The 18,791-nt window shown below is 63.5% G+C and carries 16 protein-coding genes; 5 read left to right on the top strand and 11 right to left on the bottom strand.

Annotated elements, in window-relative coordinates; genetic code table 11:
* Positions 1–3: 3 nt before the first annotated feature.
* The 5 genes from FJ942_RS17810 to cpaB all read right to left on the bottom strand — a co-directional run bounded on the left by FJ942_RS17810 (position 4) and on the right by cpaB (position 5,363).
* A complete protein-coding gene (locus FJ942_RS17810) occupies positions 4–1,425 on the bottom strand; it encodes a CpaF family protein (protein WP_140623421.1) in 1,422 nt (473 codons plus the stop codon).
* The gene (locus FJ942_RS17805) at positions 1,422–2,636 is read right to left on the bottom strand and encodes a response regulator (protein ID WP_140555359.1); all 1,215 of its coding nucleotides are present in this window, start codon (positions 2,634–2,636) and stop codon (positions 1,422–1,424) included. Before FJ942_RS17805 ends, FJ942_RS17810 begins: the two co-directional genes overlap by 4 nt.
* A 24-nt stretch (positions 2,637–2,660) precedes the next feature.
* Complete coding sequence (locus FJ942_RS17800; RefSeq protein ID WP_140555357.1) at positions 2,661–2,930, bottom strand: hypothetical protein; 270 nt, start codon at positions 2,928–2,930, stop codon at positions 2,661–2,663.
* Between the two features lie 4 nt (positions 2,931–2,934).
* Positions 2,935–4,320 (bottom strand): type II and III secretion system protein family protein, encoded by a 1,386-nt coding sequence (locus tag FJ942_RS17795; protein WP_181167416.1) that lies wholly within the window; start codon positions 4,318–4,320, stop codon positions 2,935–2,937.
* A gap of 116 nt (positions 4,321–4,436) precedes the next feature.
* Positions 4,437–5,363 (bottom strand): Flp pilus assembly protein CpaB, encoded by a 927-nt coding sequence (gene cpaB, locus FJ942_RS17790; RefSeq protein ID WP_246675040.1) that lies wholly within the window; start codon positions 5,361–5,363, stop codon positions 4,437–4,439.
* 235 nt (positions 5,364–5,598) lie between these two features.
* Between cpaB and parE the strand changes: the two genes are divergently transcribed.
* The gene (gene parE / locus FJ942_RS17785) at positions 5,599–7,659 is read left to right on the top strand and encodes a DNA topoisomerase IV subunit B (protein ID WP_140495843.1); all 2,061 of its coding nucleotides are present in this window, start codon (positions 5,599–5,601) and stop codon (positions 7,657–7,659) included.
* A gap of 38 nt (positions 7,660–7,697) precedes the next feature.
* Positions 7,698–9,764: an FUSC family protein gene (locus FJ942_RS17780; protein WP_140898416.1), complete on the top strand. Its 2,067-nt coding sequence runs from the start codon at positions 7,698–7,700 to the stop codon at positions 9,762–9,764.
* 1 nt (position 9,765) lies between these two features.
* Here FJ942_RS17780 and FJ942_RS17775 read toward each other — a convergent pair whose 3' ends face one another.
* A complete protein-coding gene (locus tag FJ942_RS17775) occupies positions 9,766–10,890 on the bottom strand; it encodes a DUF2336 domain-containing protein (protein ID WP_140685938.1) in 1,125 nt (374 codons plus the stop codon).
* A 151-nt stretch (positions 10,891–11,041) separates the two neighbouring features.
* On the opposite strand from FJ942_RS17775, the gene FJ942_RS17770 reads away from it, so the two are divergent.
* Together FJ942_RS17770 and FJ942_RS17765 are read left to right on the top strand one after the other, a co-directional pair.
* Positions 11,042–11,494: a MaoC family dehydratase gene (locus FJ942_RS17770; RefSeq protein WP_140685937.1), complete on the top strand. Its 453-nt coding sequence runs from the start codon at positions 11,042–11,044 to the stop codon at positions 11,492–11,494.
* On the top strand, positions 11,494–12,375 hold the full coding sequence (locus FJ942_RS17765; protein ID WP_140685936.1) for a CoA ester lyase: 882 nt from the start codon (positions 11,494–11,496) through the stop codon (positions 12,373–12,375). The genes FJ942_RS17770 and FJ942_RS17765 overlap by 1 nt, the downstream gene beginning before the upstream one ends.
* Before the next feature lie 3 nt (positions 12,376–12,378).
* On the opposite strand, the gene FJ942_RS17760 is transcribed toward FJ942_RS17765, so the two are convergent.
* The 3 genes from FJ942_RS17760 to FJ942_RS17750 all read right to left on the bottom strand — a co-directional run bounded on the left by FJ942_RS17760 (position 12,379) and on the right by FJ942_RS17750 (position 14,449).
* The gene (locus tag FJ942_RS17760) at positions 12,379–13,053 is read right to left on the bottom strand and encodes an isoprenylcysteine carboxylmethyltransferase family protein (RefSeq protein WP_140898414.1); all 675 of its coding nucleotides are present in this window, start codon (positions 13,051–13,053) and stop codon (positions 12,379–12,381) included.
* Between the two features lie 202 nt (positions 13,054–13,255).
* On the bottom strand, positions 13,256–13,864 hold the full coding sequence (locus FJ942_RS17755) for a flavin reductase family protein (protein WP_140520996.1): 609 nt from the start codon (positions 13,862–13,864) through the stop codon (positions 13,256–13,258).
* Positions 13,865–14,449: a nitroreductase gene (locus FJ942_RS17750; protein ID WP_140520997.1), complete on the bottom strand. Its 585-nt coding sequence runs from the start codon at positions 14,447–14,449 to the stop codon at positions 13,865–13,867.
* Between the two features lie 154 nt (positions 14,450–14,603).
* On the opposite strand from FJ942_RS17750, the gene FJ942_RS17745 reads away from it, so the two are divergent.
* Complete coding sequence (locus FJ942_RS17745) at positions 14,604–15,566, top strand: hypothetical protein (RefSeq protein ID WP_140495833.1); 963 nt, start codon at positions 14,604–14,606, stop codon at positions 15,564–15,566.
* Between the two features lie 53 nt (positions 15,567–15,619).
* Here the strand turns inward: FJ942_RS17745 and FJ942_RS17740 are convergent, their stop codons facing one another.
* Both FJ942_RS17740 and thrS read right to left on the bottom strand, forming a co-directional pair.
* Entirely contained in the window at positions 15,620–16,558 is a 939-nt protein-coding gene (locus tag FJ942_RS17740; protein ID WP_140817550.1) for a GNAT family N-acetyltransferase, read from the bottom strand.
* Between the two features lie 118 nt (positions 16,559–16,676).
* Entirely contained in the window at positions 16,677–18,653 is a 1,977-nt protein-coding gene (thrS, locus tag FJ942_RS17735; RefSeq protein WP_140670477.1) for a threonine--tRNA ligase, read from the bottom strand.
* Between the last annotated feature and the right edge of the window lie 138 nt (positions 18,654–18,791).

The following is an 18,791-nucleotide window of genomic DNA, read 5'->3' as shown; positions in this document are numbered from 1 at the left end:
TGGTTACTCCTGCGGCCGGCCGGGTTCGAAATAGCGCCCGGGAAACTCGATGCCCATGGCGCGCAGGTCCTCGAGGAAGCGCGGCCGGATCCCGGTCGCTTCGAAATGGCCGAGGATTGTGCCATCGGCGTCCATGCCGGTACGCACGAAGCGGAAGATCTCCTGCATCTGGATGACGTCGCCTTCCATGCCCGTCACCTCGGCGACGCTCGTCACCTTGCGCTTGCCGTCGGAGAGCCGGGTCAACTGGACGATGATGTCGATGGCGCTGGCGATCTGGCTGCGGATCGACTGCACCGTCATCGGCATGCCGGTCATGCCCAGCATCTGCTCGAGCCGCGAAATGGCATCGCGCGGCGTGTTGGCGTGAATGGTGGCCATCGATCCTTCGTGGCCGGTGTTCATGGCCTGAAGCATATCGAAGGCCTCCTCGCCGCGGCACTCGCCGAGGATGACGCGATCGGGCCGCATGCGCAGCGCGTTCTTGACGAGATCGCGCTGCTTGAGCTCGCCATGGCCTTCGATGTTGGCCGGCCGGGTTTCCATGCGCGCGACATGCGGCTGCTGCAACTGAAGCTCCGCCGCGTCCTCTATGGTGATCAGCCGCTCGTCCTCGGGAATGAAGGCCGACAGCGCGTTGAGCATGGTCGTCTTGCCGGTGCCGGTGCCGCCCGAAATGATCGTCGTCTTGCGGGCATGTACTGCCGCAGCAAGCACTTCGGCCATGTTCTGGGTGATGGCGCCGAATTCGACCAGCCGGTGCAGGCCGAGCTTGTTCTTGGAAAATTTGCGGATCGACACCAGCGGCCCGTCGACCGCCACCGGACGGATGGCGGCGTTGAAACGCGAGCCATCCAGCATGCGGGCGTCGACCATCGGCTGCGATTCGTCGACGCGGCGGCCGACCGCGGCAACGATTTTGTTTATGATTCTAAGCAGATGCGCCTCATCCTTGAACGGGATGTGGACCTGCTGCAGCTTGCCCTTCTTTTCGACGAAGCAGTTCTGATGGCCGTTGATCAGGATATCGTTGATATCGGGGTCCTTGAGCAGCGGCTCGAGCGGGCCGAGCCCGACCATCTCGTCGACGATGTCGTCGACCAGGGCATCGAGTTCGACGGTGTTGATCGCCATCCGCTCTTCGCGCGTCTTTTCCGACACGAAATCATGCACCTGCCGGCGCATCTCGTCCCTGGGCAGCCGCTCCAGCGCGACAAGATTGATCTCCTCGAGCAGCAACCGGTGGATACGCACGCGCGCATCGAGCACCTTGTTGGCGCTCTTGCCCGGCACGGCTTCGACTTTCGCCGGCAAGACCTTCCGGCTCGTCGGGATGACGACCGCGTGGTGCGCAAACGCCGTCGGCTCGGCGGAGCGCTGCGGACGCGCATCGCGGTTCTGCAAGGTGGAAAAGCGGCTGCTCATCCGGCCTTCCTCTTCAAAAGGCTCTTGCCGAAGCCGAACAGCGATTTCGATTTGCCCGGCGCCGCCGCCACTTCCTCCGGAAGGATGATCCTCTTGAGGTCGTTGACGACGTTGGCATTGGCATCGATCTCGTGCAGCGGCACGCCGCGATCGACAGCTTCGCGCACCAGCCGGTAATTGTTGGCGATGCCGCCGACGAAATGCTCGCCGAGGATTTCCTGGACGTCCGCCTGCTTGATGCCGCTGTCAAACATCTTCTGCTCGAAACGGTTGACGATGACGTTCGGCTTCACTTCCTTGCCGGCGGTCTCGTAGACCGCCTGGATCAGGCGTTGCGTGTGGCGCAGGCACGGTACCGTCATTTCGGCGACGATGTAGAGCTTGTTGGAGCCGAGCAGCACCGTCTCCGTCCACGGAAACCAGGTGCGCGGCATGTCGATGACGACATTGTCGAAATAGGCCGAGACGAGGTCCAGCATCCGCACCACGACATCGGTCTTGAACGAGCGCATCTCCGCCGGCTGCGTCGGTGCGGCCAGAACACAAAGCCCGCTGGCATGCTTCGACAGCATCACGTCGAGCAATTGCCTGTCGAGACGCTCCGGCTGGTTCTCGATTTCGGTGATGTCGAAACGCGGCTCCAGGTCGAGATATTCGGCGCAGGCGCCCTGCTGGAAATTGAGGTCCACCACGCAGGTCGAGGCGCCGCGCGTCACTGAATGATGCAGCTGGAACGCGGTCTGCAAAGCCAGCGTCGTGGTGCCAACGCCGCCAGCCGCGGGCATGAAGGTGTAGATCTGCGACTCGGTGTTTTCCTCGCGCCCCGGCCCTTGCAGCGCACGCACCACCGAACGTACGAGATCGGCCGTGGTGATCGGCTTGACCAGGAAATCCGCGACCTTGAGCTGCACGAGGATGCGCGCGGCGGCGGCGTTGAATTCCTGGGTGACGACCACGACCGGCGCCTTACCTTCCAGCCGACGCATGACGCGTTGCAGCGCATCGATCTCCTCAAGCTTCGCTGCGTCCATATCGACGATGATCGCGCCGAGATCGGCCTCCTGGACCTCGCCGCGAAGTTCGGTGATGTTCTTTTCCACCGTCGAGAGCTGGATGATCTCCGAGGCGGCAAACGCCGTCCGGGTGTCCTGCGCGAAGGTTCTGTCCGTCGATATGAGCAGGATTTTCCTGGTCTTGATGCGGTTTGCCATTACTTGTCAGCCTATGATCTCGGATCAATTGTCGGCGCTGGCTTGCGATGCCTTGGCGCTGGCCGCCTGCTCGGCGGTGGCGGGTTCCGTGCTGCCGCGCTGGGCAGGCACGAGAAGCCTGGTGTTCTGGACGCCGTATTTCCAGGGATCAACCATCTGCATGACGGTGTTGGCGGCCTGGGCATCCCCGGCGCCGCTCGTCACGCCTTCGCTGCGCACATAGTCGTCACTCGTGCAGCCGGCGGTGAAGCCGGCAAGCAGCAAGGCGACGCTCGAGCTCAAGACCAGACGCATGGCTTCAGTCCTTCGGCAGGTCGAGGAAATGCCCGACTTTGGTGGCGGGCGCGGCACGCGCGGCGCTGCCGTCAGCCAGCGCCAGCGCGCGATTGGTATCCGACGCCCTCACCTCCTCGGTGTTGTTAAGAAAATAGTCGACATTGCTGGCAGGCTGCGTGCCATCGGTCGGCTCGGCCATTTTCTTCGATGGATCCACCGGCTTGACCAGGTAAGGCGTGACGATGATCACCAGGTCCGTCTCGCGCCGCTGGTAGGATTTCGACGAGAACAGGGCCCCGAGCACAGGCATCTTGCCGAGGCCCGGTATGCGCGAGGTGGTGATGTCGTTCTGCGACTGCAGCAGCCCCGCGATCATGAAGCTCTGGCCGTTCTTCAGGTCGACCGACGTCCTGGCGCGGCGCACGATGAAGCCGGGCACCGAGATGCTACCGATATTGTAGGAAGCCGACGCGTCGATCGAGGAGACTTCCGGCGCGATGTCGAGGCTGACCAGCCCGTCCTTCAGAACGGTGGGCGTAAAATCCAGGCTGACGCCGTACTTCTTGTAGCTGACGGAAATCTTGCCGTTGTCTTCGGAAACCGGGATCGGAAACTCGCCGCCGGCCAGGAAGCTCGCCGTCTCGCCGGACCGGGCGATCAGGTTCGGCTCGGCCAGCCGACGAGCCAGGCCGCGCTCTTCCAGTGCCTTGATGGCGATGTCGATGGAAACGCCGTTCGACAGCAGCTTGCCGATGATCTCGCCGGTCCCCGCCGGCTCAATGGTGCCGGGAGCAATCGTAACGTCGCGTCCGCCCATGCCATAAGCGAAATTGGCGCTGTATTTGGCGCCGAGATCCTGTCCGGCCTGACGGTTGATCTCGACGAAGCGGACATTGAGCTGGACCTGCTGCGAGGACGAGATGTTGACCGAATTGATCACCTCCTCATTGCCGGAGAAGCGGGTGGCGATCTTGTTGGCCTTTTCGGCGGCGACCGCGTCATCCGCCTCGCCCGACAGCACGACACGGCCATTGGCGGAGCCGACCTTGATCTTGGCGTCGGGCACGCTGGCGCGGATCGTGTCGGCCAACTGGTCGGTATCGAGCGTCACTTCGATGTCTACGGTGCCGACGAGCTGCTTGTTCTCGTCGAACAGGGCAATGCCGGTGGTGCCGAGATTATTGCCCAGCACATAGAAGGATTTGTCGGTCAGCGGGTTGACGTTGGCGATCTCCGGATCGCCGATGACGATCTGGTAGAAGGCCGCGCTCGTCATGATCGTCTTTGGCTTGCCCTTGGCGACCTTGATCGAGGCGTTCTTGGTCGCCGAGACATAGACGATGTCGTTGTCCGCCCTGGCCGGGCCGGCGAAGATGCCGGCCGCCGCCATCGTCACCGCCATCGCCATCGCCTGCGCGACGTGCAACCGGCCTGTCATTCGATATTGAAGTTGCCTGAACATTGTTCCCGTCCCGTCCGGTCCCCACCGGTCCTGCTCTGGTTCCACTCAGGAACCTGATATTCCTATTTCTGGTCCCGCGCAGGAACCTGATATTCCTCGGCCGTCGTTCCACGCGTCACGATGACCGTCTTGAATTTCGGCTTCTCAGGCTCCTTTGCCATGGCGTCGAACAGCGAGCCGGCCGCGGCCTGCGCCTTGCCCGCCACCGATCCGCCAAAGGAGGAGATGGTGGTGACACCGTCCTTGCCGTCGCCGCCCTCGCTGGCGGAGCGAAGCGACAGCGACAGCGTGCCGACAGTGCGGGCCAGCGCCACTTTCTGCGCGCCTTCGGTGGTCACCTCGATGGTTATGGAATTGGCCACCTGCGGGGTTGTTTGGCGCTCGTCGGCGCCCTGCCCGACGCTCAGCACCTTCGCGTCGGCAACGACGATCTCGGAGGTGATGGTCGAGCCGGCGGCGCCTTGCGCATTCTTGGCCACTTCCTGGATTTCACCGGCATCGCGCGTCAGCACGACATCCACCCGGTCGCCCGGCGTGACGAAGCCGCCGACGCCCGCGATCTCGTCGGTGCGGATGGTGACGGCCCGCATGCCGGGTGTCAGCATGTTGGAGAGCGTGGCGCGGCCATTCGGGCCGGACAGCTTTGTAAGCAGCACCGGTTCGTTGACCTCGATCGGCGACAGCACCACGCGGTTGCCGTCCCCGAGCAGTCCATCGATGGTGGCGAAGGCGCCCTGCGGCAGCGAATCCTGCGGCCACGGAATTTCGCTGAGTTTCGCGCGGTCGAGATCCATGCCGTACCGCAACGGTGCATTCGCCACCACGATGGTCTTGAATTCGACCGTCGGCGCGGCGGGCGCCGCGATCGACGCGGTTTTCTCCTCGGCGTCGGCCCTGGCCTGGCGCTTGACCCAGAAATCCGCGGCAAAGATCGAGATCGCGCCGAAAACGGCGGCGATGCCGATCATCGTTATGGCCTTGCCCCTCACGCCCAAACCCCTGATGCCCGTAGTTTCTTGTTATGTTGGCTCACGCTAGGCGGCATTGTTAAAGAATCAGGAATCTTCTCGCCGGCTATCCGCCTGATTTCCGCCGGCTTGGTTATCGAATGGTTTTAGGATAAGAGGGGGTTAATCCCCGAACGTAACAGGAACCTCCGTCGCTTGGCGCTGAAAAGCGTGGCAGTATCGGCGGGTGATTCGCAGCTTGGGCTCTATGGCAGGCATGGACGACAACAACGATCTTTTCGGCAATCTGGAGAAGCAGCCGCAACCGGTTCGCACACCGGCGCGTCCGGCCGATCCGCTGGTGCAGGCGGCAGCCAAGCGTCCGGCGGCGGCGTCTCGTGACGGCTCAGAGGGCTACAGCGCCGCCGATATCGAGGTACTCGAAGGCCTGGAGCCGGTGCGGCGCCGTCCGGGCATGTATATTGGCGGCACCGACGACAAGGCCATGCACCATCTGTTCGCCGAGGTCATCGACAACTCGATGGACGAGGCGGTTGCCGGCCATGCCACATTCATCGATGTCGAGCTTTCGGCTGACGGCTTTCTCACCGTCACCGACAATGGCCGTGGCATTCCCGTCGATCCGCATCCGAAGTTCAAGAAGCCGGCGCTCGAAGTGATCATGACGACGCTGCATTCGGGCGGTAAGTTCGATAGCAAGGTCTATGAAACCTCGGGCGGCCTGCACGGCGTCGGCGTCTCCGTGGTCAATGCGCTGTCGGATCATCTCGAAGTCGAAGTCGCGCGCGGACGGCAACTTTACCGGCAGCGCTTCTCGCGCGGCATCCCGGTCAGCGGCCTCGAGCATCTTGGCGAAGTTCACAACCGGCGCGGCACCAGGACCCGTTTCCACCCCGACGAGCAGATCTTCGGCAAGGGCGCCGCGTTCGAACCGGCGCGGCTCTACCGCATGACGCGCTCGAAAGCCTATCTGTTCGGCGGCGTCGAAATCCGATGGACCTGCGATCCCTCCCTGATCAAGGAAAAGGACACCACTCCGGCCAAGGCCGAATTCCATTTTCCCGGCGGCCTCAAGGACTATCTGAAAGCGTCGCTTGGCGACGAATTCCAGGTGACGCGCGAAATCTTCGCCGGCAAGAGCGACAGGCAAGGCGGCCATGGCTCGCTGGAATGGGCAGTGACCTGGTTCGGCGGCGACGGCTTCATCAACTCCTACTGCAACACCATCCCGACCGGCGAAGGTGGCACCCACGAGGCCGGCTTCCGCAACGTCTTGACGCGCGGCCTGCGCGCCTATGCCGACCTCGTCGGCAACAAGCGCGCCTCGATCGTCACGTCGGAGGATGTCATGATCTCGGCGGCGGGCATGCTGTCGGTGTTCATCCGCGAGCCTGAATTCGTCGGCCAGACCAAGGACAGGCTGGCGACGATCGAGGCGATCCGTATCGTCGAGACGGCGATTCGCGACCCTTTCGACCATTGGCTGGCCGACAATCCGCAGGAAGCGTCGAAGCTGCTCGAATGGGTTATCGCACGCGCCGACGAGCGGGTACGACGCCGCCAGGAAAAGGAAGTGTCGCGCAAGAGTGCGGTGCGCAAGCTGCGCCTGCCGGGCAAGCTTGCCGATTGCACGCAGAATGCGGCCGCCGGCGCCGAACTCTTCATCGTCGAAGGCGATTCGGCCGGCGGCTCGGCCAAGCAGGCTCGTGACCGCGCCAGCCAGGCGGTGCTGCCGCTGCGCGGCAAGATTCTCAACGTCGCCAGCGCCGGCAACGACAAGCTGGCCGCCAACCAGCAGATTTCCGATCTGATCCAGGCGCTTGGTTGCGGCACGCGGTCGAAATACCGCGACGAGGATCTTCGCTACGACCGCGTCATCATCATGACCGACGCCGACGTCGACGGCGCTCACATCGCCTCGCTGCTGATCACCTTCTTCTACCAGGAGATGCCGAACCTGGTTCGCGGCGGACATCTCTACCTGGCGGTGCCGCCGCTCTATTCGATCCGGCAGGGCGGCAAGGTCGCCTATGCGCGTGACGACGCGCACAAGGACGAATTGCTGCGCACCGAGTTCACCGGGCGCGGCAAGGTCGAGATCGGTCGCTTCAAGGGCCTGGGCGAAATGATGGCCGCGCAGCTCAAGGAGACCACAATGGACCCGAGGAAGCGTACGCTGCTCCGGGTCGATGTGATCGATGCCGAGGCCGCCACCAAGGACGCGGTCGATGCGCTGATGGGCACCAAGCCGGAGGCTCGTTTCCGATTCATCCAGGAACGCGCCGAATTCGCGGAAACGGAAGTGCTGGATATCTGAGCGCAGGCCGGTCGATCAAGGCTTGCGGAGACGCGCGTGTGAGCTGGCAACGGCTGAAAGGCTATTTCGAAGCGGGTCTTGCCGGGCTGACACAGCCGACCCGGTCGGACTGGATTTTCGCCTTGCGCACGGTCTCGGCCGGCCTGATCGCGCTTATGGCCGCCTACGCCCTCAAGCTCGATCACCCGCAATGGGCGATGATGACGGTGTTCATCGTTGCCCAGCCGGTCGCCGGCATGGTGTTGGCGAAAGGCTTTTATCGGTTGCTCGGCACGCTGGCGGGCGGTGTTGCCGCAATTGCCATCACCACTGTCTTCGGCACGAATCCCTGGGTGCTGGTGACGGTGCTTGCCCTATGGATCGGCCTCTGCACCTTCGTCTCGTCGCTGCTGCGTAACCCGGAAGCCTACGGGGCGGCGCTGGCCGGCTATACCGCGATGATCATCGGCTTGCCGGCGTTTGGCCAGCCGCATCTCGTCGTCGACCTCGCGGTCGCGCGCTGTGCCGAGATCGTACTCGGCATTGTCTGCGCCGGCCTGACCAGTCGGCTGATCCTGCCCAAATTAGCCAGCGAGGCCATCATCTCGCGGCTTAAGCGCAGCATTCTCGACCTTGCCACCTATGCCGGCGGCGCCTTTTCCGGCGGCGACACGGCAATGCTTTCCGGCCTGCACCGGAAGCTGGTCGCCGACACCCAGACGCTCGCCGAGATGCGCGCCTACGCCAGGCTGGAGGCCCCGAGCTTCGCGCCGCGCGCCCATCCGGTCCGGCGCACCATCGGACAACTGCTTTCAGCCCTGTCCGCGGCCCGCGCGCTGCATTCACACGCCGCACCGAAGAACGCGGCGCTCATTCCGGTGCGCTCGGAGCTGCAAGCCCTCGTCACTGAAATGGCGGCGACGCCAGGCGCGCTCGACGACACGGCGCCCTGGCTGGCACGGCTCGACGCGATCGGCGCCAAAGCAACGCAGATGCCCGACGCCTTGGCCGACCAGGACGGCGACAGGGTCGGCACCGTCACCCGGCTCACCATCGCTGCCGATTTCGCCGAAGCGCTGAAGCAGGCCCTGCGCGGTCTCGATGCCTTGCGTGCGCCCGTCACGCGGCCTTCACGCGAACGCAGGCCCCCGGCGCTGGTGGTACATCGCGATTATCACGGGGCGAGCCGCAACGCGGTCCGCGCGGCACTTGCAACGCTGCTGGTCGCCGCTTTCTGGCTGACGACGAGATGGTCGGAAGCCGCCGGCACGGTCATTCTGGTTGCCGTCGTGTCGAGCTTGTTTGCCGCCCGCCCCGATCCGGTGCGGGTAGCCTGGGGGTTCTTCCAGGGAACGCTGTTGGCTCTGCCCTTTGCCTTTCTCGTCGGCCAGATCGCGCTTCCCGTTTTTCCTGGTTTCGGCTGGTTCATGCTGTTCGTCGTACCGATCCTGGTGCCGGCGGCGCTCGCCATGGCCAATCCCCGCTATGTCGGCGTGGCGACGGCCTTCGCCATCAATTTTCTTGCTTTCCTCAGCCCGCACCAGGCGATGACCTACGACCCGGGCCCGTTCTTCGCCGGCTCGGCCTCGATCCTGGTCGGCATCCTTTTGGCAATCGGCGTCTTCATCATCGTGCTGCCCGCCGACCCATGGCTCGCGGCGCACCGCATCGTGCGGGCCATGCGCGAGGATCTGGCGCGGCTTTGCCTGCACGAGCGCGTGCCGAGGCGTTCGGCCTTCGAGAGCCTCGCCTATGACCGCATCAACCAATTGATGCCGCTGGTGCAGACCAGCGGCAGGAAGGGTGAAGCGGTTCTGGGCGGCAGTGTCGCCGCCGTCACCGTCGGTCTGGAGATCCTGCGGCTGCGTGCCGCGCAGCAGGCGCACGCGGTTCCGGCCGCGACGACGCTTTCGATCGCCAACTTCCTGCGTGGACTGGCACGCGAACTGCTCTTCCGCGCCCCGGGCGACCCGCAGACAGCCACCATTGCCGTCGCCCGGCAGTATGCCGCCGGCATCGCTCAGCGAAACGCCACTGGTGAAATGCTCCAGATTGCGGCGTCACTACGGATTATCGCGGCGGCGATGGAGGATTTCCCGGATTTTTTTGCCAGGGATAAAGGCTAAGTTAAGCGGCTGCGATCGCCAGCGCATGGCCGCGCGCATTTTCACGCAACGCAGCGAGATGGATCGACTTGATCAGCGCGGCGAGATCGCCTTCCGCGGACTGTCCGCCCAATTCCTTCAGCATCAGCCAGCTGACTTCCTGCACGCCGGCGACGCGCTTGCCGTTGGCGACCTCTCGCCAGATTTTCAGCGCGCGCAAGATGACCGCGTGCGTGGCGGCAGCCAGGCCGGCACTGCGGAACAGCGCCTGCAAGGCCACGTCGTGTCCGCCGGCCAGCAGCGCCCTCACTCTTTGGGCGGACTGCTGGCTGAGCGCGACCAGCGTCGAGCCGAAGAAGTCGACCTTGCCATGCGCGATGGTGCGGATGAGGAAGCTCGCGGTGAGATCGCCGCGCAGCCTGAGATGCTCGATCAGTGCTGCATGCTCTTCCTGGCGCGTGCTCTCGATCAGCGTCACGCAGGCCTTGACGCAGGCGTCGCGCATGACGCGGTCGGCCCGGGCGGCTCCCATCAAGGCCATGACCAGCGGCGAGGTCTTGAGCATCTCACCGAGCTTGACGAGCAGCATGTGCCGGCAGTCGGCGGGCAGGCGTGAATCCGATATAAGCGCCTCGCGCACCAGCGGCAGATGGCCGTGGCGCTCGGCCATGCGGCGAAAACTCAACGAAGCGACATCGGCCCCGCTGTTGGCCAAAAGCACGGCGCAGGCCTCCGCCTCGCCGATCTCTGCGATAGCCGCCGACAGCGCCATCGAGACCAATGGCCGATCGGCGATCAGTTTTTGCGTCGCCTTCGGACCTGAAGCCACGCGATCGATCAGGTCTGCGTCGGTAAGCAGTGGCGATCGCGTCAGCACGACGCCGGCGACTTCCGGCTGGTCGGAAGCAAGCGCGCTGATGATCTGGGGCGGTGCGTGATGGCTCATGGACAGCGCCTCGGCCATCGCCAGCCGTACCTTCGACGATGCGTCGTCGAGCAGCAAGGTCAGCGCCGCCTCGGCGGCGCAGCGATCCTCGAACGGCAATTCCGCGTCGACATAGGCGCGGGCGAGCGCGCTTGCCGCCGCGGCGCGCTCCGATACCCTGGCCGTGTAGATCCATTTCAGGAAATGCGAGACAACAACCATACCGCCTGCTTACGCCCCTTGCCGGAAGGTTTCCGACCCCGTGCCGGACGTTAGGCCGAATTGGTTTATGAAGCGTTCACCATGTTCGTTAACTGGCTTGCGAGCGCTGGATGCAGCGCCTATCAACCGTCCAGCAGCGGAGGAGAATGAAATGGCTGGGCTTTATCTCGAGGAGTTCGTCGTCGGCCATGTCTTCCAGCACACGCTGCGCAAGACCGTCACCGAGAGCGACAACATGATGTTCTCGGTGATGACGCTGAACCCGCAGCCGCTGCATATCGACTTCGATTTCGCCGCCAGGAGCGAATGGGGCAAGCCGCTGGTCAACTCGCTGTTCACGCTCGGCCTGATGATCGGCATTTCGGTTAACGACATCACCGTCGGTACGACGGTCGCCAATCTCGGCATGAAGGAAACGGTGTTTCCGCATCCGGTCTTCCATGGCGACACCATCCGCGTCGAGACCACTGTCGTCTCGGTGCGCGAATCCAGGTCGAAGCCCGATCGCGGCATCGTCGAGTTCGAACATCGGGCCTATAACCAGAACGGCGACCTCGTCGCCAAATGCACGAGACAGGCCATGATGCTGAAGAAGGTAGCCTGATGCGTTCGCTGCTGTTCGTTCCCGGCGATTCCGAGAGGAAGCTGGAGAAGGGCTTTGGCGCCGGCGCAGACGTGGTCATTGTCGACCTCGAGGATTCGGTGGCGCCCCAAAACAAGGCATCGGCGCGAATGACCGCGGCGCGCTTCATCGCCAGCCACAGGGCGAAAACAAGGTCGGCAATCTACGTCAGGGTCAACGACCTTTCGACGGGATTGACGGACGACGATCTTGCGGCGCTTATCCCGGCAAAACCCGACGGCGTCATGCTGCCCAAATCGGCTGGCGGCCAGGATGTCCAGCACCTCTCGGCAAAGCTCAGGCTGCGCGAAGCGGAGAACGGCCTGGCCGACGGCGCGACAAAAATCCTGCCGATCATTACCGAAACACCGGCGGCCGTGCTGGCGGCGGCGAGCTACGCCGGGGCAAGCGCGCGACTTGCCGGGCTGACCTGGGGCGCGGAAGACCTGTCGGCGGCGATCGGCGCGCGCACCACCCGCGACCAACATGGCCGTTACACCGAAATATTCCGCTTCGCTCGCGCCATGACCATTCTCGCCGCCGGCGCGGCGGAAGTCGCGGCGATCGACACCGTCTTCCCGAATTTCCGCGATATGGCGGCCTTCGAGGCCGAATGCAGGGAGGCCGAACGTGACGGCTTCACCGGCAAGATGGCGATCCACCCTGATCAGGTGCCGGTCATAAACGCCGCCTTCACGCCCTCGGTGGAAGCGGTGCAACAGTCGGCGGCAATTGTCGCGGCATTCCAGGCGGCGGGAAATCCCGGCGTCGTCGGCATCGACGGCAAGATGTATGACCGGCCGCATCTGCGGCTGGCCGAGCGGCTTCTGGCACGCGCCCAGGCAGCCGGAATCTCCGCCTGACCGCTACCAGACCAACGGGATCAGGCGGTAGCGGACATGGGCCGCATAGTCGTCATAGCCGCGCAGGCCGGTGCGAAGCGTTTTTTCCTCGATGAATGTGCGGATGGCCAAGAGAACGATGAACACGACGACCAGTGCCAGCCCCCACCAGGAGCCGAGCAGGAGAGCCGTGCCGCCAAAGAAGAGGATGGCGCCGGCATACATGGGATGGCGCACATAGCTATAGGGACCCGTTGTGATCACTTGCTGTCCGCGCTCCGCCTGGATCTTCACGACGGGCGCCGCGAAGCTATTCTCCAGCATCGTCAGATAGCTGATCCATAGTCCGACCAGCAGAACCAGCGCACCGATCGCCTGTACCCAGACCGGAACGACGGACCAGCCGAAGCGGTAGTCGAAACCCATGAAGGCCAGCCAGGCAAATATGCCGAGCAGGAGTATGCTCAACAGAACCTTGTCGGCCGCGGTCTGGTCCTTCTGGATGGGAGAGCTCAGCCGTTCGTTCATCAGCCCGGGATCGCGCCGGGCCAGCGTCACGCCAAGGGTCAGGCTCAGCCCGGTCATCACCGCCAGATATACCCAGGCTCCCGGCCAGGTCAGCGTACCCGCTGTCAGGAAAAGCAGCGCGCCCATTGCGCCGAACCACACGAACGTCTGGAGGATCAATCTCGAGACCATGATCAACCTTCCATGATATTTGCCGTCGGCATTTACCAGCAACAGACTACCGCCGACCCTCAGCAGACTATCGCCCATCCCGCGCCTGGACGAAACGGTCCTGGTGTGCAGAAGGTTTCGTCATGCCGCGTCACCAAGCTCAGGGCGCGTCGTGATGACGGCTCGCCGTCAGGAAAGCACAGTGACTGGGCCCCCTTGCGGGCTAATCCTTGCCCCAACGCGGCCGGCGCATCGAAAACACTTCGTTGACGCTGGCATAATCCATGTAGCCGAGGCGAGCGACATTGCCGGCCTTGCTGATATCGAACAGGCCGTCTTTCAGGTAGGCATCGTCAATATGCACGCCGATCACTTCGCCGGCCACGACGACGGCGCTGGTCGGCGTTCCGTCCAGGGCCTTTGGCCGGAACACTTCGGTCACCTTGCATTCGAGTGCGGCGGGTGCGGCCGCCACGCGCGGCGGCGCGACAAGACGCGACGGCGCCATGGCGAGATCGGCATAAACGAACTCGTTGACGCCGCGCGGCGCGTCGACCGACGTCCGGTTCATCTTCTCGGCGAGATCGCGGCCGACCAGATTGGCGACGAACTCGCTGGTCTCCTGGGCGAAGGAGGCGCTGTCCTTCTCGCCCTCGGAGGAAAACCAGACGATGAAGGGCCTTGTCGAAACGGCATTGAAGAAGGAATAGGGCGCGAGGTTGATCTCGCCGGCCCCGTTCAGGGTCGAGATCCAGCCGATCGGGCGCGGCGCCACGATCGCCTTCGACGGATCGTGCGGCAGTCCGTGCCCCTTTGACGGCTCGTAGAACACTTAGCCCGCCCAGGGCCCGGCATAGTCCGCATAAAGCTTTGCCGGATCGGGGCGCGGCCGCTCCGGCGCCGGGCCGCCATAGGAGCCGATATGGACGAAGCCGATTACGCGCTCTTGCGGCGCCAGCCCCAAGATCGCCCTGCCCTCCGGCACGTCCGAATACCAGTTGCTGATCATGTTGGTGCCATAGCCCAGTGCGTTGGCGGCAATCATCAGGTTCATCGCCGCCATGCCGCCGGACAGGAACATCTCCCATTGCGGGATTTTTGGATTTTCCTTCGGCACCGACACGACGCCGATCACCAGCGGCGCGCGCGAGAAGCGCGCCAGCTCCTGGTTGCGGCGGCCATCCGGTAAAGGTCCCTCCCGCTGTTCGGCAAGGGCCGCCAGCTTCCTGCCGATCTCGATGCGGGCATCGCCGCGATAAAGAATGAAGCGCCAGGGCTCGAGCCGGCCATGATCGGGCACGCGCGTGGCGGCGGCGATCATCGTGGCGATCTCGGCGTCGCCGGGCGCGGGCTCCTTCAACTCCGGTATCGGCGCTGAATTGCGGGTCAGCAGGAAGTCGATGATCGGGGACGCCATGGGCGCAAGTCTCCTAAGTTCGATTTTGAGCTGAAGCGCGCCATGGGAATGCGGGGCGGCTCGGGCATCGACGCGGGCGCGCCAGGCTGGAGAGTCGTATCGGTCGGACTCTTAAGCCTTGAAATTGCCACCGCCATGGGCTTCAACGCAAGGCATGTTTGAGGGGACTTTGCGTCTTTTCCTGATCTGGGTCTGCACCCTGCTGCTCATGGCGCCGGTTTCCTTTGCCGTGGCGCAGAATGTGGATGGCGTCAGCGACCTGAAGCTTCCCGGAATTTCGAGCTACGCGACGCCGAAAGGCGAGACATCGCTGGCGCTTGGTGGCGGCGGCGCCATCACCTTGTCCGCGCAATTGACCGACAAGGGAGGCGATATCACTCGCGGTATCGTCTGGCGCGTCTTCAAGCCGGAGGCCGTCAACGGCAAATTGCCGATGGTGGCTTCCGCCCATGGCGGCACGGCGGTCTTCCAGCTCGAACCCGGCAGCTATCTGGTTCACGCTTCCTACGGCCGGGCCGGTGCCACCAAGCGCATCACCGTCGGCAAGGACGCCAAGCGCGAGAGCCTCGTGCTCGATGCCGGCGGCCTGAAGCTCGATGCCGTCCTTTCGGGAGGGGCGCGCATCCCGCCAAAGAAGCTGCGCTTCTCGATCTATGAGGGCAATGCCGAACCCAATGGCGATCGCGCGCTGATCATTCCCGACGTCGAGCCCAACAGCGTCGTGCGTCTCAATGCCGGCATCTACCACGTGGTCTCGACCTATGGCGCGGTCAATGCCGTCATCCGCTCCGACATCCGCGTCGAGGCCGGCAAGCTGACCGAAGCCACCGTCGAGCATCACGCCGCCGAGATTACCTTGAAGCTGGTGCGTGAAGCGGGCGGCGAAGCGATCGCCGACACGTCGTGGTCGCTGCTCAACGAATCCGGCGATCCGATCAAGGAAACCGTCGGCGCCTTCGCCTCGATGGTGCTGGCCGAAGGCGACTACACCATCATCGCCAAGAACCGCGACCGCATCTACCAGAAGGATTTCACTGTCGTGGCCGGACAGAACCAGGAAATCGAGGTTCTCGCGACGGAAGCCGCCGCGATGGATCCGGAAGAAGGCGCGGATTAGTCAATTCCGGAAAGCCTCGAGCCGCTTTCCCTTCGGATCTCCACGAAATGGACCTACGCCGCCAGCTTGGCTCGTGCCGGCAGGAATGGAATCCGGCGGCGAGGAACCGGCGGCGCCAAATCGAAGACGCCTCTATAGAGGCGCTCGAGCAGCGCCTTGCGGTCGCGCACGGGCTCCAGTTCATTCCAGTTCAGCACATCGCCGACACGCACGTCGATCGACTTGCCGGAAAGCCGGGCGAATTCGCGGATAAGCAGCGAAATGCGCAGCGCCAGCGATGCCTTGCCGACGAACTTCGCCACGCGTCCGTCGCGCTCGGCCATGTTCATGGGACCGCTGACCAGATGGAACAGCCTGCCGTTCTGGCCGGAGAAATGCATCGGCACTACGGAAGCCTTGGCATCCTGCACGAGACGCGCCGGAAACATCTTCCATGGCAGGTCGCGTGCCCGGCCAAAACCTTTCGGCGCGGTGGCGACACCGCCGGCCGGAAACACCACGATGGTGACGCCTTCCTTCAAGAGCCGCACCGCCTCGTGACGCACCGCCATGTTGTTCTTCAACGCGTCCTTGGTTTCGGAAAAGTCGATCGGCAGCGAATAGGGCTCCATCTCGCTGATCTTGAGCAGATCCTTGTGGATCATGACCCGGAACGGCCGCCCGAGCTGCTCGGCCAGCGACAGCACGGCAATCCCGTCGCCGATGCCAAAGGGATGATTGGCGACGATCACCAGCGGCGTGTCAGGCAGGGTCTGCGGGGGCCATTGGTCGGGGGTTCGCACCCGCACATCGATCAATTCGAGCATGCGGCTGAACACGCGCTCGCCGGACGGGACCACCTGGCGGCGCCAAAAATCATAAAGCGCTGCAAAACGGTCGCGTCCGGACAGGCCTTCGATGGAATGGATGACCCACCGCGTCAGCGCTGGCTGTCGGGGATTAGCATAGGAAAGCTCGGGAAACGGTTTTTCACGCAATTTCAGCTTGAGCATGAGGGCTTGTTACAAGACTGCCGTGACAGGGATGTGAAAACGGAGGGATGTGAAGACGGTGCGATATGGAAATGGCGGTGGACTGCTCCACCGCCATTCCGCTTGAAATACTACCGGATCAGGCCGCAGGTTTGCGTCGGCGATCGGGCGTGATCGCTTCTTCGGTCAGCTGCGCGACCGCTTGGGCGAGACCCAGCGACTCCTGATCGCGCGATCCGAGGCGGCGCATGTTGACCGTCTGCTCTTCCGCCTCGCGCTTGCCGCAGACGAGGATGACCGGAACCTTGGCTAGGCTGTGCTCACGGACCTTATAGTTGATCTTCTCGTTGCGCAGATCCGCCTCGGCGGACAAGCCCGCGGCTTTCAGCTTCGCCACCACTTCGTTCGCATAGCCGTCGGCGTCCGAAGTGATCGTCGCCACCACCACCTGCAGCGGCGCGAACCACAGCGGGAAATGGCCGGAATAGTTCTCGATCAGGATGCCGAGGAAGCGCTCCATCGAGCCGCAGATGGCACGGTGCACCATGACAGGCTGTTTCTTCTCGGAATCCGAGCCGATGTAGAAGGCACCGAAACGCTCCGGCAGGTTGAAGTCGACCTGCGTGGTGCCGCATTGCCATTCGCGGCCGATGGCATCCTTCAGCACATATTCGAACTTCGGCCCGTAGAAGGCGCCCTCGCCAGGATTGATCGAGGTCTTGATGCGGTTGCCCGATCGCGTCCTGATCGTCTCCAGCACGCCGCCCATGATCGCTTCGGCGTGATCCCAGGCTTCGTCGGTGCCGACGCGCTTGTCCGGCCGGGTCGACAGCTTCACGCTGATTTCGTCGAAGCCGAAATCGGCATAGGTCGACAGAATCAGATCGTTGATACGCAGGCACTCCGACGCCAGTTGCTCCTCGGTGCAGAAAATATGCGCGTCATCCTGCGTGAAACCGCGCACGCGCATCAGCCCGTGTAGCGCGCCCGACGGCTCATAGCGATGCACATTGCCGAATTCCGCAAGCTTTACCGGCAGGTCGCGATAGGATTTCAACCCGTGCTTGAATATCTGCACATGGCCAGGACAGTTCATCGGCTTCAGCGCGAACACGCGGTCGTCATCGGTGTCGTCGCCGGCAACCGTGACCTTGAACATGGCGTCGCGGTACCAGCCCCAATGGCCCGACGTCTCCCACAGGCTCTTGTCGAGCACCTGCGGTGCATTGACCTCCTGGTAGCCCTGCTCGTCGAGGCGGCGGCGCATGTAGTTGACCAGGTTCTGGAACATCTTCCAGCCCTTGGCATGCCAGAAGACGACACCGGGCCCCTCTTCCTGGAAATGGAACAAATCCATCTCGCGGCCGAGCTTCCTGTGGTCGCGCTTTTCGGCTTCCTCCAGCATTGTCTGGTAGGCGTCGAGCTGCGCCTGATCAGCCCACGCCGTGCCGTAGATGCGCGTCAGCATCGGGTTGTTCGAATCTCCGCGCCAATAGGCGCCCGCCACCTTCATCAGCTTGAAGGCATTGCCGATCTGCCCGGTCGAGGCCATATGCGGACCGCGGCAAAGGTCGAACCAGTCGCCTTGCGCGTAGATCTTGAGATCCTGATCGTCAGGAATGGCGTCGATCAGTTCCAGCTTGTAGCGCTCGCCCTTGTCGGCAAAGACCTTTTTGGCCTTGTCGCGCGACCAGACTTCCTTCGTGAACGGCTTGTTGCGCGCAATGATCTCGCGCATCTTCTTCTCGATCACCGGGAAGTCGTCCGGAGTGAACGGCTCGTTGCGGGCGAAGTCGTAGTAGAATCCGTTCTCGATCACCGGCCCGATGGTCACCTGCGTTCCCGGCCATATCTCCTGCACGGCCTCCGCCAGCACATGTGCCGCGTCATGGCGGATGAGTTCCAGCGCGCGCGGATCGTCGCGGGTGATGATCTCGATCTTGCCGGACTTGCCGAGCGGATCGGAGAGATCGCGCACGGTACCGTCGATGGCATAGGCCACGGCCTTCTTGGCCAGCGACTTGGAGATCGATTCGGCAAGGCCTGCACCGGTCATCGCCGCATCGTAGTCGCGCACGGAGCCATCGGGAAATGTCAGGGAAACGGCATTCAGCATCAGGTATTCTCCTATCCAGTCCCGCAAACGAGCGCGGGTGGTGAAATGCAGGTCGTCAGCCGTTCGAGGCTGCGGCCTGCCAGATAGCCGGAGGCGTCCGGCGGCGGCAGTCTTTTATGGGCAGATGCCGCCGCCGTA

The sequence above is a fragment of the Mesorhizobium sp. B2-4-2 genome (assembly GCF_006442845.1).
Taxonomy (GTDB): Bacteria; Pseudomonadota; Alphaproteobacteria; order Rhizobiales; family Rhizobiaceae; genus Mesorhizobium.
Note: the sequence above shows the minus strand (reverse complement) of the source record. Positions and strands in the feature narration are given on the sequence as shown.